The 13,958-nt window shown below is 38.8% G+C and carries 13 protein-coding genes; 8 read left to right on the top strand and 5 right to left on the bottom strand.

Annotation, left to right across the window (positions count from 1 at the left end):
• Window positions 1–59: 59 nt before the first annotated feature.
• Together ISU02_RS13755 and ISU02_RS13750 are read left to right on the top strand one after the other, a co-directional pair.
• Window positions 60–2,111 (top strand): methyl-accepting chemotaxis protein, encoded by a 2,052-nt coding sequence (locus tag ISU02_RS13755; RefSeq protein ID WP_194702423.1) that lies wholly within the window; start codon window positions 60–62, stop codon window positions 2,109–2,111.
• Window positions 2,112–2,261: 150 nt separating this feature from the next.
• On the top strand, window positions 2,262–2,891 hold the full coding sequence (locus ISU02_RS13750; RefSeq protein WP_194702594.1) for a flavodoxin family protein: 630 nt from the start codon (window positions 2,262–2,264) through the stop codon (window positions 2,889–2,891).
• 102 nt (window positions 2,892–2,993) lie between these two features.
• On the opposite strand, the gene ISU02_RS13745 is transcribed toward ISU02_RS13750, so the two are convergent.
• Both ISU02_RS13745 and ISU02_RS13740 read right to left on the bottom strand, forming a co-directional pair.
• Complete coding sequence (locus ISU02_RS13745; protein ID WP_194702422.1) at window positions 2,994–3,320, bottom strand: branched-chain amino acid transporter permease; 327 nt, start codon at window positions 3,318–3,320, stop codon at window positions 2,994–2,996.
• Entirely contained in the window at window positions 3,317–4,012 is a 696-nt protein-coding gene (locus ISU02_RS13740; protein ID WP_194702421.1) for an AzlC family ABC transporter permease, read from the bottom strand. The genes ISU02_RS13745 and ISU02_RS13740 overlap by 4 nt, the downstream gene beginning before the upstream one ends.
• 184 nt (window positions 4,013–4,196) lie before the next feature.
• Between ISU02_RS13740 and ISU02_RS13735 the strand changes: the two genes are divergently transcribed.
• The 6 genes from ISU02_RS13735 (at window position 4,197) to ISU02_RS13710 (ending at window position 12,524) form a co-directional block, all read left to right on the top strand.
• Window positions 4,197–4,748: a helix-turn-helix domain-containing protein gene (locus tag ISU02_RS13735; protein ID WP_194702420.1), complete on the top strand. Its 552-nt coding sequence runs from the start codon at window positions 4,197–4,199 to the stop codon at window positions 4,746–4,748.
• Window positions 4,749–4,852: 104 nt separating this feature from the next.
• Complete coding sequence (locus tag ISU02_RS13730) at window positions 4,853–7,156, top strand: ATP-binding protein (protein ID WP_194702419.1); 2,304 nt, start codon at window positions 4,853–4,855, stop codon at window positions 7,154–7,156.
• Between the two features lie 256 nt (window positions 7,157–7,412).
• Complete coding sequence (gene hypB, locus ISU02_RS13725) at window positions 7,413–8,084, top strand: hydrogenase nickel incorporation protein HypB (RefSeq protein WP_194702418.1); 672 nt, start codon at window positions 7,413–7,415, stop codon at window positions 8,082–8,084.
• Window positions 8,085–8,136: 52 nt separating this feature from the next.
• On the top strand, window positions 8,137–10,812 hold the full coding sequence (locus ISU02_RS13720; RefSeq protein ID WP_194702417.1) for an FAD-dependent oxidoreductase: 2,676 nt from the start codon (window positions 8,137–8,139) through the stop codon (window positions 10,810–10,812).
• 60 nt (window positions 10,813–10,872) lie between these two features.
• A complete protein-coding gene (locus ISU02_RS13715) occupies window positions 10,873–11,214 on the top strand; it encodes a hydrogenase maturation nickel metallochaperone HypA/HybF (protein WP_194702416.1) in 342 nt (113 codons plus the stop codon).
• A gap of 266 nt (window positions 11,215–11,480) precedes the next feature.
• Complete coding sequence (locus tag ISU02_RS13710; RefSeq protein WP_194702415.1) at window positions 11,481–12,524, top strand: DMT family transporter; 1,044 nt, start codon at window positions 11,481–11,483, stop codon at window positions 12,522–12,524.
• Between the two features lie 63 nt (window positions 12,525–12,587).
• Here ISU02_RS13710 and ISU02_RS13705 read toward each other — a convergent pair whose 3' ends face one another.
• Genes ISU02_RS13705 through ISU02_RS13695 form a run of 3 tightly spaced genes read right to left on the bottom strand, consistent with a single transcriptional unit; the run spans window position 12,588 to window position 13,950 of the window.
• Window positions 12,588–13,139, bottom strand: coding sequence for a permease (locus ISU02_RS13705; protein ID WP_194702414.1), 552 nt, complete (start codon window positions 13,137–13,139; stop codon window positions 12,588–12,590).
• Window positions 13,136–13,615: a permease gene (locus tag ISU02_RS13700; protein ID WP_194702413.1), complete on the bottom strand. Its 480-nt coding sequence runs from the start codon at window positions 13,613–13,615 to the stop codon at window positions 13,136–13,138. The genes ISU02_RS13705 and ISU02_RS13700 overlap by 4 nt, the downstream gene beginning before the upstream one ends.
• Window positions 13,612–13,950, bottom strand: a complete 339-nt coding sequence (locus tag ISU02_RS13695) for a PadR family transcriptional regulator (RefSeq protein ID WP_194702412.1) — start codon at window positions 13,948–13,950, stop codon at window positions 13,612–13,614. Before ISU02_RS13695 ends, ISU02_RS13700 begins: the two co-directional genes overlap by 4 nt.
• Between the last annotated feature and the right edge of the window lie 8 nt (window positions 13,951–13,958).

Here is a 13,958-nt window from a genome sequence, read left to right as displayed (position 1 = left end):
AGGGATTGAAAAAGATTTACAAGCAAAAAATGAAAATTAGAAGGAGGGGCAGGACAATCATGCTAAAAAAAATTCGAACAGTTAAAAGTAAGGTTTTATGGAGTACTCTCCCAACTGTGATTGTGGCATTTTTAGTTATGGCAATTATGGTTTCATTAAATGCAAATAATGTGATCTCAGATGAAGTGATGAAAAAGGTGGAGACACAGGCAGAACTTGCCAATAAAAAAATTGTTTCACATCTTACAGCAAATCAGAAACTGCCCATAGGGCTTTCCAAAACAGTTGAGGCCATGGACATCACATCGCAAAATAAAGGCGATTATATTGAGTTGATAAAGAAAATGCCTTTAACAAACGCAGAAACACTTGGCACAGGTATTTTTATGGCTCAAAAATATGACGGTGCTTATTTTGCCCCATATGCCTACAAAGATAATAATACAATTGTTTACACGGAAGATTACTTTGTTGACAACACCAACGAAGGGTGGTACATGGTAGCGGATAACGATAAGGATGTCTCGTGGACGGACCCGTACTATGATCCTATATCTGGGATCACCATGGCCACTGCAGCTTCACCTATTAGAGATCAGAATAAAAAGCTCATAGGTGTGGCTACAGCTGATTTGAACATCACGAGTATTCAACAATTCGTTTCAGAGATAAGAGTGGGTAAAGAAGGTTACGCGATTTTGATCACAAGTGACGGTGCTTACCTCAGTAAGGGTGCAGAATCTATAAAAGTAAATGACGAAGGCGTATTTCCAAGTATTTTAGACGATGCAAATGCGTCGTTGGCATCACTTGGGAAGGAGGCGATCAGCAAAGGCAATGGCACTGGAGCTTTCATCGATGACAATGGCGAGAATTATGTCTATTATTCCAAAATTCCTGAAACAGGGTGGATTGTATTGCTTTCTATTGCTGAAAAAGAAATTGTTGCGCCAGTTATCGCTTTGGGTACTAGAATTGCTATTGTGACAGCAGTTGCATTACTGGTCTTGGTGCTGATATTGGTGCCTGTGGCTAAGAGCATCACGCGTCCGTTAAATCCTCTCAAAGAAGAGATTTCAGCAATTTCCAAAGGTGATTTGACAAGAGAAATCAACATAAAATCCAATGATGAAATCGGTGATATTTCTAAGTCCGTCAATCAGATGGTTATTGATCTCAGAGGGACGATGAATGATATTTTATCAAGTTCTTCAACCGTTGCCGCAACAGCAGAAGAGCTTGAAGCATCTGCAGCTCAAAATGGTCAAGCTGTGGAGCAAGTGGCCACTGCTGCCACAGAGATATCGGGCTCTAACTTTGAAATTGCAAAAGTAACTCAGGAGCTTGATGGTGTTATTGGTATTGTTCGTGAGTTGTCTCAAAGCATCGTAAGTCAAATGGATGTTGTAACGACCTCTTTATCTCACGTAAAACATGAATCAGGAGATAGCCAGAAATCAGTGGCACAATTGATCGCCGTTATGAATCAAGTTTTCGAGGATGTGAGTAGCTTATCGGCTGTGATGGATAATTTATCCGATAAGTCGAATCAAATTGATTCCATTGTCGGTGCGATTCAAGGGATTTCCACACAGACCAATCTATTGGCATTGAATGCTTCCATTGAGGCTGCAAGAGCTGGAGAAGCAGGGCGAGGATTTGCAGTTGTCGCAGATGAAATACGCAAATTGGCAGAGCAATCTTCAAAATCTGCGGATGATATTGCAGGAATTATATCAGAAGTAGGCGCAGTGACCAAGTCAGCCAATGCATCAACGGCTACTGTTGTTGAGTCTATCGGCACAGGTAAGGATGTCTTAGCATCTGTTGGTGAAGCTTTCACAAGTATCGTTTCCAGCATTACTGAAATCGATCATCTGGTCCATGAAGCAGATCGTCTAACCAATGATATCAATTCGAATCTAGATGATGCGAATCATTCTGCTTCTAGATTGACGACATTGACAGATCAATCTGCTGAAGAAGCTGCATCGATTGCGGCTGCCACAGAAGAGCAACTTGCCTCTGTGGAAGAATCCACTGCTGCAACGAATGCGTTGGCACAGCTTGCGGAAGAACTTCAAAATAAGATTAAAACATTTAAGCTATAAGCTTTAAATTATGAGTTTTAAATTATAAACTTTAAGTTATCCGTTCAAATGATGCTATAAAAGCGTATGGACTTGCCTTAATGTAACTTAACAGATAAAATGATAGTAAAAAGTGTCAATGCATATGAGAAAGTGAGGAGAATAAAATTTATGAAGGTAATTGCAATTAATGGAAGTCCTAGAAAAGAAGGCAATACTTATCATGCGCTTAAAATAGTAGGAGACGAACTCGAAAAGGAAGGCATTGAAGTTGAGATAGTCCATGTGGGCAATCAAATGATTCGAGGATGTATGGGTTGTAATACATGCATGAAAAACAGAAATGAAAAATGTGTCATTGACGATGACCTTGTAAATGAAGCCATTCAAAAAATGAAAGAGGCGGATGGCATTCTATTGGGTTCACCAGTACACTATGCTGCAGTGGGCGGCACGATGAAGTCCTTTTTAGATAGGGCATTTTATGCGGGATCAGGGCTCTACAGGCATAAAGTAGGTGCTGCTGTGGTGGCTGTAAGGCGTTCTGGCGGACTGCCGACTTTTACTCAGCTGAATAACTTTATCAACTATGCTGAAATGGTGATGCCAACTTCAAATTACTGGAATGTTATTCACGGTGGTGCACCTGGTGAAGTGATGCAGGATGAAGAAGGCAAACAAATTATGAGGGTACTTGGAAAAAACATGGCTTGGCTCATGAAGACGATTGAACATGGCAAACAAGCGATTCCAGCACCTGAAAAAGAGAAGAAGACTTATATGAGTTTTATCAGAAAATAGGCCACCGCAGTGGTTAAAAAATCCCCTTATACACAAATGTCTTAAAGTGAAAGACGCTCTATGTATAAGGGGATTTTTGAATGATCTCTAATTTGAGTTTTTTTAAAACAAGTATTGAATCATCAACATATAACTGACCGTGCCAATGCCGATACTGAGTAAGTTGTTGCGTTTCCAAAGGTGCAACCCTGCAACAATGCATACGGCGACAAATTCAGGCGCAAAGGCGCTGATCGTCGTAAAGTGAACGTGCTTCAAACAATAGACCACTAAAATAGCGATCACTGAGGCAGGGAGTACTTTACCCAGATATCGGATGATTGCAGGGGGTTGTTGATGTCTTCCAAAGACGGCAAAGGGAAACACTCTTGTCAAAAATGTAAAACATGCAATGGTGATGATGATGCCAATATCGCGAATGAAATTCATATCTGTGCCTCCTCTCTAGATTGAATGTTTTTTCTGAAAAGAATAATTAACCCAATGGTGGAGATCAGTGCAGGTAAAATAAAGCGATTGGGTCCAAAGACAATTAAGGATATCACGCCACAGAAAACACCAATAAGGGCAGGTATATGGATTTTTGAAGCGAGCCATTGCTCTATGAAGATCACCACAAAGAGTGCTGTCATGGCAAAGTCAATGCCTGTGGTATTAAAGAAGATCATCTCGCCAAGCAGACCGCCAAGTACAGATCCGATTACCCAGTAGGATTGGTTGAGACTGGCAATGGCAAAAAATACTTTGTCTTCCTGTAGGTCTTCTGGGATTTGCGTACCGCATAAAAGGGAATAAGTCTCATCGGTTAGAGAGAAAATCATGTAGGGATACGCTTTTCCCATGTGCTTGAATTTTTCTATAAAGGATAGACCATAAAATATGTGTCTGCTGTTAATGGAAAGTGTCATCAATATGATGGATACAAAGCTCATGGAACTCCCTAAAAAACTGATGAGAACAAATTGCATAGAGCCAGCGAACACAAAGGTACTGATAAAAAAAGCCCAGATGAAGTTGTAACCAGCTCTTTGAAGTAAAAGCCCAAATGCAATGCCCAAGAAGAGATAGCCGAATAGAACGGGGATCGTTTTTATAAAAGCGAAGCGCAGTGTTTTAGTCATTAAAAAACCTCCTAGAATTAAAAAACCTTCTAAAATAAGGGTTATGTTTAAAGCCTTTTTGTAGATAGGTGACTTTACTTTTCACAGAACGAACGATATAATGATATGAAATGAACGATATATTGTATTTTCGTGATCTTAATAATACAATTTGCATATGATCTTGTCAATAGGAGGTTTTAAAATGATACCAATGAATTTGATAATTGCAAGTAATGTAAAGAAAAATAGAGAAGCTCTAAAACTGAGCATGGAAGAACTTGCACGATTAAGTGGTGTGAGCAAAAGCATGCTTGCACAAATAGAAAGAGGAGAGGGGAATCCGACGATAACTACGCTTTGGAAGATTGCGAATGGCATGCAAGTTACTTTTGATACATTGACCATGAGCCCTAAACGTGATTTTGAAATCATTAAAACTTCTGAAATAGAACCTATTCTTGAAGACGGTGGTCGCGTGAGGACCTATATTATATTTCCAGATAATGAGAATAGAAAATTTGCAATTTACTGTATGGAAATTGATCCAGGTGGCTATTGGCATTCCGATCCACATTTGAGAGGTTCATCGGAATTTATTACAGTACATAATGGTCAGCTGACGATTTGTGCTTCGGAGCAGGCGTACACGGTTCAACAAGGTGAGAGTATTCGATTTGAATCTGATGTAGCACACTCTTACCACAATACAGGTGAAGCTCAAGTACTCTTCCATATGGTATTGTACAATTACTAATCGATAAGCAGGATAAGATGTGTTTAAAATCAACATGTTTGGGAGAATCAAAAAAGTGGTAGAAATAATCTATTAGGAATTACAAATTGTTTAAGGGGCTCCTTATGGATGAAAAAAAATCGATACGACAAATTATATATCGTGAATACGTAAAAGCAGCACTTTTACCAATTCTAATGGTAGCGCTTCTTCTGATCATGGTGCATTTTGTTATAATTTTTTATGTGGAGAGCTTTATTAAAGAGGCACTCTTGGAAGAGGCCAAATTTAATATAACAGAAATTACCTCACGTGAAGCTAAAAATATAAATATGACCATTGAACAAATCGTACAGCATGCTGAAATTCTACAAAAAGAGAATGAGCGGTTGTTTGATGATCCTGAATCCTTTGGCGTGACGCAGGAGTCCCCTGTGTTTAAAGTGGCAGAAAATGGTGTAACCTACAAGAGCAATAATAATGGGGGATCGTCGCTTTGGTACTCTAGTTTAACGCCAATGACGGATTTAACACTTGCAAAAGCCATTAAAACAGAAGCCATGGACCCGATCTTTAAAGCAATTTTAGAAGCGGATAATATGATTGTGGGGATTTATTTTAACTCTTATGACTCCATGAATCGATATTACCCTTTTTTAGATGAAGTGTATCATGTATTTGAACCCAATATGCATATCCCAAACTTTAATTTTTACTATTTGGCAAATGCAGATCACAATCCGTCTCGAAAACCGGTCTGGACAGATGTATATCTCGATCCCGCTGGACAGGGGTGGATGGCTTCATGCGTCGTCCCTATTTATAATGACGAGGCTTTTTTAGAGGGGGTAACGGGGATTGATATTACAATTGACAACATTGTGAATAATATTTTAGATCTAAAATTGCCATGGGAGGCCTCGGCGATTCTAGTGGATTCAGAAGGTGTTATTTTGGCAATGCCAGAGTCGGCAGAAGCTATTTTTGAGCTTAAAGAACTCCGACATGAAGTCTATAGCGAAACTGTAAAGCAGGACACGCTAAAACCGGAAGCTTTCAATCTATTTAAAAATAAAGATCCTGTTATTGCCTCTCAAATAGAAGCTTTTTTCAATTCAGGCAATTCAATAGGTGATTTTGAAGCCAATGGAAAGTCCTATTTTTTAACTCAATCTATGATCGATGCAACTGGATGGTCTCTACTAGTTTTGGTGGACAAAAGTGTCGTTCAGGAGCCAGTGAGAGCAATTGATGAAATGGCTCAAAAATTAGGCTCAATTGCCTTTGTCGCCATGGGACTATTCTATATACTCTTTCTCTTCTATTTGCTTTTGAAAACCAAGAGAGTGGCCAATTATATTTCGAATCCAATTATTCATGTTGCGGATAAGACAAGTGATATGATCGACAATTTATCAAATGTCAATTTTATAGATGAAGATATAGAAATCAAGGAAATAAACTTGTTAAATCACAATTTTAACGCAATGGCTCAAAAACTTTCAAATGTCTATACTGACCTTGAAAACAAGGTAGCGCAGCGCACTTTAGAACTTACGGAAATGTACGATAATCTTCAAGAGGTTAATAAAGAGCTGAAGAGTGCCAATCTACAACTAATTCACCAAGAAAAAATGGCATCTATAGGGCAACTTGCCGCCGGTGTTGCACATGAAATTAATAATCCAATGGGATTTATCATCAGCAATATTGCCCTATTGCAAGGCTATATTGAAAAACTTATGGCGTACATAAATACCATGGAAAGCACTCTGGGCAGGTTTGAAGGGACTCCGGTAACGCCAGAGCATATAGCCCTAATCCAATCAGATCTGAATGCAGTTAAAGAGAGATTGGAAATTGAGTATATTCAGGATGATGTGGTCGATTTACTCGTGGAAACGCTTGAAGGGACCAATCGAGTGAAAAATATCGTTCAGGAACTCAAGGTTTTTTCAAGAAGTGAAGTTGAGGAGACACAAGCAGATCTCAATGAAGCGCTGGATAATGTACTCAATATCATCTGGAGTGAATTAAAATATAAAGTTGAAATCGTCAAAGATTATGGTGAATTGCCACTGACTTATTGCCATGTGGACCAATTAAAGCAGGTTTTTATCAACTTACTGATCAATGCAGCACATGCCATTCAAGTAAACGGCACCATTACAATCAAAACTTACGAGCGAGACGATAGAATTTTAATCTTGATTTCAGACACTGGAAAAGGCATTCCAGAATCGATTATTTCTAAAATATTTGATCCCTTTTTCACAACTAAAGAGATTGGAGAAGGTACGGGATTGGGCTTGAGTATTTCTTATGAGATTATAAAATCACATGAAGGGACTTTATCTGTGGAAAGCACTGTAGGTGAAGGCACGACTTTTACGATTTCTTTGCCGGTTGTAGATCAAATGTCCATATAAATTTTTAAAATAATATTTTATACCTGACCTCATGCAAATGCATGAGTTTTTTTTGTTTAAAACAACAAGATTTGAGCCGAAAGCTGCGCTGAGGAATGTTCAACCTCAAGCAGTGTCAGCGAAAATCGGTTTGGGGTATCGGAGAGGACACAAATGTTGTTTTAGACAGATACCTATTATTGTCTATTGCAGTTTAATTGTTAAAAAAAGTACAATGTATACTATAAGTATATATTGAAAATGGAGGTAGAGCTAAATGGAAAAATATAAAGTACTTGAAATCAAAGAGAGTGTTTTTGAAGATAACAATCATCAAGCTGATTTGTTGAGAGCGCGTTTGAAAAAAGAAAAAACCTTCTTACTGAATTTGATGTCGTCACCTGGGTCAGGCAAGACCACTACAGTGCTTAGAACGATTGAAGCACTCCAATCAGAAATGAGAATAGGCGTTATGGAGGCGGATATAGATTCAGATGTGGATGCCAATACGGTGTCTAAGACAGGGACGAAAGTCATTCAACTCCATACGGGAGGTATGTGCCATCTGGATGCAGATATGACAAAACAGGGGATAGAAGGCCTAGGGACGGATGACATCGATTTTGCGATTCTTGAAAATGTAGGGAATTTAGTTTGCCCAGCAGAATTTGATACAGGGGCTTCTAAAAATGCGATGATTTTGAGCGTTCCTGAAGGGGATGACAAGCCTTTAAAATACCCATTGATGTTTTCTATCGTCGATGTGTTGTTGGTCAATAAGATGGACACTATTGGCATTTTTGACTTTGATCTAGAAGCGGTCAAAGCGCGTGCTTTAAAACTCAATCCTAACATTAAAGTGATCCCTATTGTAGCTAAAACAGGTGAGGGCATGGCTGAGTGGACAGATTGGCTTAGAAATGAAGTCAATGTTTGGAATGAAAAATAAAATATTGGACGCATAAAATAGAATTTAATATAAATACAAGGGGGCTCTTCATATGGCGAAGAAAAAGGTGTTACAGCTTGCCAATAAGATTGCAGCAGGTATCACAGGCGGCGTAATAAAGGTCAAAGAAACCGATCCAGAATATAAGATTTTAGATGCGGTGACAACAGATGAAATGGCAGAAATTGCACTTCACCTTGAAATCAGAAAACCCAAATCTATAAAAGAAATCGCAAAGCTTTGCGGTAAACCAGAAGCGGAAGTTGAAGCGGTTTTGTCTAAAATGGCAAGAGATGGCTCTGTTAAATCAGAAATTGAACATGGCGAAGTTTACTATTTTCTTGAACTCTTTGTACCAGGTGTTATGGAATATATGGTTGCCAACAGAGAAAATGTTGAAAAACATCCTGTTATCGGAGAGAGTTTCGAAGCCTATACTCGAAAAATGGGTAAGCTCATGGCGGGAAATCTCCCTGTTGGCCTTGGCGTTATGAGAGTAATACCAATTGAAAGTGCGATTGAAGGTGACACGAGAAGAGCTTCCTATGAAGAAATTTCTTATTTGCTCAATAAGCATGACCTGTTTTCAGTGGCAGATTGTTCTTGTAGAACTTCTATGCGTATCATAGGTGAAGGTTGCGGTCACACGGTGGAAGAAATGTGTATACAACTTGGACCAGCAGCAGATTACTACATTAGAACAGGCAAAGGCCGTCAAATTACAAAGGAAGAAGCCATTACTATTTGTCAAAATGCAGAAAAAGAAGGGCTCGTACATCAAATCCCAAATCTTTCAGGACCGGGTAAAGCACTTGCAATTTGTAACTGCTGTGGCTGTTCTTGCTTTGGACTTAGAAATACGACTTTCTATAACAATCCAGATTTTTCAAGATCAAACTATGTGGTTAAAGTAGATCAAGATAAATGTGTGGCTTGTGGCGCTTGTGTTGAGAACTGTCAAGCCAATGCACTTGTTTTAGGACAGAATCTATGTACCAATACACCATTACCACCAAAACCAGTAAAAGATATCCCATATGATACAAAATGGGGTGAAGATAAATGGAACTATGATTATAGAAATCGCAAAATTGTTGATGAGACTGGAACAAGCCCATGTAAAGCAGAATGTCCAGCTCATATAGCAGTTCAAGGTTACATTAAAATGGCTTCACAAGGTCGTTATAAAGATGCGCTTGAATTGATTAAAAAAGAAAATCCATTCCCAGCGGTTTGTGGTCGTATTTGTCCTAGAAACTGTGAGTCTGCGTGTACCAGATCTGATTTAGATGAGCCACTTGCAGTAGATGAAATCAAAAAGTTCATTGCAGATCAAGACTTAAATGAAGCACATCGATTTATTCCAGAACAAAGAGCTATGAGACCAGAAAAAATTGCGGTAATCGGTGCAGGACCTGCCGGCTTATCTTGCGCATACTTCTTAGCACTAGATGGTTACCAAGTTACTGTCTTTGAAAAACAAACTAAACTTGGCGGCATGCTGACTTTAGGGATTCCATCGTTTAGACTTGGCAAAGAAGTTGTCAATGCGGAAATAGATGTTTTAAGAGAAATGGGCGTTCAGTTTAAAACCGGTATGGAGATCGGAAAAGACATCACGATTCCTAAGTTAAGAGATAAAGGGTTTAATGCTTTTTATCTTGCAATCGGGGCACAGAGCGGTAGATACCTTGGTCTTGAAGGTGAAAATGCTAAAGGGGTCATTACAGGCGTTGAGTTCTTAAGAAATGTAAGTTTAGATGAGGCTTCAAAATTATCGGGACCAGCCATTGTCATCGGTGGGGGGAATGTTGCCATAGACGTGGCGAGAACAGCCACACGAATGGGCGCTACTAAAGTGGATTTATTCTGTTTGGAAAGCAGATCAGAAATGCCTGCACTTGAAGAAGAAATTGAAGAAGCATTGTCTGAAGATATAACGATCAATAATTCTTGGGGACCAAAACGCATTATCCAAGAAAATGGTGTGGTAAAAGGTGTCGAATTCCAAAGATGTTTAAGTGTCAAAGACCGTGATGGCAGATTTAATCCTAAGTTTGATGAGAGCGAAACTAAAATCGTGATGGCAAATCACGTGTTGATTTCAGTTGGACAAGGGATGGATTGGGGGAACTTAATTGCTGGGACTCAAATGCAATTAAACCCAAATAAGACGCTTAAAGTGGAACCTTTGACTTATCAGACGGGTGAAGCAGATGTATTTGCAGGCGGTGATGCGGTTACGGGTCCTAAGTTTGCAATAGATGCCATTGCTTTAGGTAAGCAAGGTGCTGTTTCGATTCACAGATATGTACATGGCGATAATATTGCGATTGGCAGAGAGAAAGAATATCGTGCACTGGATAAAGCTAATTTGGATATGAAGGGTTACGATCTTTTACCAAGACAGAAAACAATCCATGTTGAAGGCCAAAAATCTAAAGAGACATTTGTAGATCTTAGAACGACTTTTACAGAAGCACAAGTTCAAAAGGAAACAGAAAGATGTCTAGGTTGTGGCGCGGTTGTGGCTGACGAATACAAATGTGTGGGTTGTGGTGTCTGTACAACTAAATGTAAATTTGATGCGATTTCTCTTGAACGCAAATATGATAGTTCGGGTGTTGAGTTTAGTGAGATGAAATCAACCGTAATTAAACATGCTGTAAAACGCCAAGGCCGAATTGCTGTTAAGAATGTCAAAAATATGTTTTCGAGTAAAAATTAACGTTTTAAAACGATTAAATGATTTTATGAGGACTATATTGAGGATAAGGAGTGTTATCACTTGCATGAGATCGGGGTTGTAATAGAAGTTATAAAAACAGTTGAGCGATTTGTAAAACAAAATGACGTGACAAAGATCGATACTTTAGTTTTACAAATAGGCGAATTGTCGTCTATGATTCCAAGATATGTAGAAGCTTGTTATCCAGCAGCCATTGAAGGCACAATCTTGGAAGAAACGAAGTTGAAAATTGAAATCATGCCTGCAAACGCACTTTGCAAAAATTGCAATAAGGTATTTAATATCGTTGAGCACAATAAAATCTGTCCCAAATGCAGTGGTGAAGATTTTGATCTGCTCAGCGGAAGGGAATTTATGATTAAAGAGATTCTGGCTTACTAAATAGCCGATCAAGAAACTTGTTGGATAATAAGATGCATTATTACTGGGTAGTTTCTTGATGGCTTTATAAAAATCTTCCACGAAGGTCGTTAAAGAAATCGATTGACGACTATGTGGAAGATTTTTTTTTGAATCTTTTTAAGCGACGATTGTTTGTATCAGGTGATTGTAAGGCTTTTTCGCATTTAATTGAGCTTAAATAAAGGTTTCAAATATGATAAAATGGTGGCAATAAAGGCATGAGTAGGCAGTTGATGGAGGTGGATATGAAATATAAACCAATTGGCATGGCAATTTTAGCGGCAGCGCTCTATGGGATCAGTGCACCTATTTCTAAAATGTTATTGACAGAGTTACCCCCAACACTTATGGCGGCATTGCTCTATTTAGGTGCTGGGATTGGCATGGCAGGCATAAATTTATACAAGCGTTTAATGAAAAAAGAACAGCTAGAGGCAAGTATTACGAAAAAGGAAGCGCCTTATGTCATCGGGATGATTCTTCTAGATATTTTGGCACCCATATTTTTAATGCTTGGATTATCGCTTACCACTTCGTCCAACGCATCTCTTCTCAATAATTTTGAGATTGTTGCAACATCCTTGATTGCACTTTTCCTATTTAAAGAGACTATTGGAAAGCGCATGTGGATTGCCATAGGCTTTATCACAATTTCAAGTATTTTATTATCCGTAACAGATCTGAGCAGTTTAGACTTCTCTTTAGGATCGGTATTTATCCTATTGGCTTGTCTTTCATGGGGATTTGAAAATAACTGTACAAGGATGTTGTCCTTAAAAGATCCTTTACAAATCGTTGTTATCAAGGGATTTGGATCAGGTCTTGGCGCTTTGCTGATCTCTGTAGTTTTGAAGGCGTATAGTCAGAATATCGGTTACATCGCCGTGGCGTTAATTTTAGGATTTTTTGCATATGGCTTGAGTATTTTCTTTTATATTAAGGCGCAAAGAGATCTCGGTGCTGCTAGAACCAGTGCTTATTATGCCATAGCACCTTTTATTGGTGTTTTGATCTCTTGGATCGTGCTTCACGAGGGCATAACAGAGCAGTTTGTATTTGCTCTAATCCTGATGATAATAGGGACATATTTTGCAGTTTCCGAAGATCATAGGCATGTGCATGTGCACACTCAAGAAACGCATGAACATAAACATCGACATGACGATGACCATCATAGCCATCATCATGAAGGCGTTATATTAGGTGAACATTCACATAGTCATACACATGAGGAGAAAGTACATAAGCATCCTCATTTACCTGATTTACACCATAGACATTCTCATTAAAAAAAGCACAGCCAAATGAATTTAAAAATTGTTTGGCTGTGCTTTTTTAGGTTAACATCTCTTTTATTCTGAAAGTGCCGAAGCCGATTGATAGACAGCTTCTTTTGATTCAGCAGTCAGCATCTTTTCGATAAGCAGTGCCCCAATTAAAAAGACCGTTAAATTCGTGGTGATGTGTAAAAAGGTAAATAGGCCTCCGAAGGAAGTGTATTCAAACATGACCATTGGTAGCTTTGCAGTAGACCAAACGCCGAGGAAAAACATGACGTAAGATAAACGGGCACGCTTTTTAAGAAGAATAGCTGCCACTGGAAAAGCCGCATAGAGTGGACCAGCGGCAAAAGAGCCTAAAATAAGGGCTATGCCAAGACCTTTAATCCCTGAATGTTCCCCCATATACTTAATCATGATCTCCTTTGGAACCCATACGTCTAAGAGTCCAATCAGAAGTAAAATGGGAGGTAAAACACCAAGCATAGTCAAAAAGTTAGAGAGTGTCAGTTTATTTGCATTGGCGCCAATAGTGGGCATTGCGATATTGATTATTGTGAGAATGATTGCTGTTAAAAGCGCCCATTTGTATTTTTTTATTAAACCCCTTAAGTTTTGATTCATAGGTGTACCCTCCAAATAACGATCACAAAGACAAGAGATGCCGTAAGTGCTGTGAGATTTCGAATAAGAGCTGCTTTCTTTCCAAAATACTGAATTTCTAAGCCAAGTGACATAAAACCAACCGCCATTAAGCTGGAGATAAATGCTGCAATTTGAGGATAACCAGCGCCATGAGTTAATAAATTGGCACCTAGAGGAAATGCCACAAAACTTGGCATAAAAGCAACTGAACCGATGCCTAAACCGATGATGACACCTAAGAGACCAGATTTTTCACCTAAGATGGCACTGATTGTATCTGGACTCAAAAGGGATAACACAATCCCGATACCAATCATCATGGGAATGAGTGTCGGTAAAAGCTTTTTAAAAGAATTAAAGCCGATTTTAAATGCTTTTTTTGTTTTTTGTGGACTTTTGATAAATGAGATTATGACTAAAAGCGTCACAGTAGAGTAAATAATAAGAGTCGTCATGGATTTACCTCCATTTTTTCATAAGTGCTTAAGAAGTATTCTAAATTTTTGATTCTCATTTGAATATCTTCCTTAAATTGACGAAGTGCGTTATGGCCTTCATCTGTAATGGCATAAAAGCGTTTTGCAACGCCATGCTCTGTGTCTTCAGTATAAGATCGGACATATCCGCTGGCCTCTAAGCTGTTTAGAGCGCGGTAAATTGCAGCACTGTCTAATTTGCAAACAGCGAGGTTCTCTTTAAGTTGATTTAATATTTGCAGTCCGTAATTTGGACCCTTAGAAAGCTCTAAAAGCACAAAGGCTGGGGCGTGTCTGCCAGGTTTTCCTTTCATGTAAATAC

It is taken from the genome of Fusibacter ferrireducens, assembly GCF_015352425.1.
In the GTDB taxonomy this organism is placed as follows: Bacteria; Bacillota; Clostridia; order Peptostreptococcales; family Acidaminobacteraceae; genus Fusibacter_A; species Fusibacter_A ferrireducens.
This window is presented reverse-complemented; position numbering and strand designations above follow the sequence as displayed.

Excerpts from the sequence above, each read along its gene's own strand:
- ISU02_RS13755 (WP_194702423.1), top strand. The coding sequence starts at position 60 with ATGCTAAAAAAAATTCGAACAGTTAAAAGTAAGGTTTTATGGAGTACT.
- ISU02_RS13750 (WP_194702594.1), top strand. The coding sequence starts at position 2,262 with ATGAAGGTAATTGCAATTAATGGAAGTCCTAGAAAAGAAGGCAATACT.
- ISU02_RS13745 (WP_194702422.1), bottom strand. The coding sequence starts at position 3,320 with ATGAATTTCATTCGCGATATTGGCATCATCATCACCATTGCATGTTTT.
- ISU02_RS13740 (WP_194702421.1), bottom strand. The coding sequence starts at position 4,012 with ATGACTAAAACACTGCGCTTCGCTTTTATAAAAACGATCCCCGTTCTA.
- ISU02_RS13735 (WP_194702420.1), top strand. The coding sequence starts at position 4,197 with ATGATACCAATGAATTTGATAATTGCAAGTAATGTAAAGAAAAATAGA.
- ISU02_RS13730 (WP_194702419.1), top strand. The coding sequence starts at position 4,853 with ATGGATGAAAAAAAATCGATACGACAAATTATATATCGTGAATACGTA.
- hypB (WP_194702418.1), top strand. The coding sequence starts at position 7,413 with ATGGAAAAATATAAAGTACTTGAAATCAAAGAGAGTGTTTTTGAAGAT.
- ISU02_RS13720 (WP_194702417.1), top strand. The coding sequence starts at position 8,137 with ATGGCGAAGAAAAAGGTGTTACAGCTTGCCAATAAGATTGCAGCAGGT.
- ISU02_RS13710 (WP_194702415.1), top strand. The coding sequence starts at position 11,481 with ATGAAATATAAACCAATTGGCATGGCAATTTTAGCGGCAGCGCTCTAT.
- ISU02_RS13705 (WP_194702414.1), bottom strand. The coding sequence starts at position 13,139 with ATGAATCAAAACTTAAGGGGTTTAATAAAAAAATACAAATGGGCGCTT.
- ISU02_RS13700 (WP_194702413.1), bottom strand. The coding sequence starts at position 13,615 with ATGACGACTCTTATTATTTACTCTACTGTGACGCTTTTAGTCATAATC.
- ISU02_RS13695 (WP_194702412.1), bottom strand. The coding sequence starts at position 13,950 with ATGAAAGGAAAACCTGGCAGACACGCCCCAGCCTTTGTGCTTTTAGAG.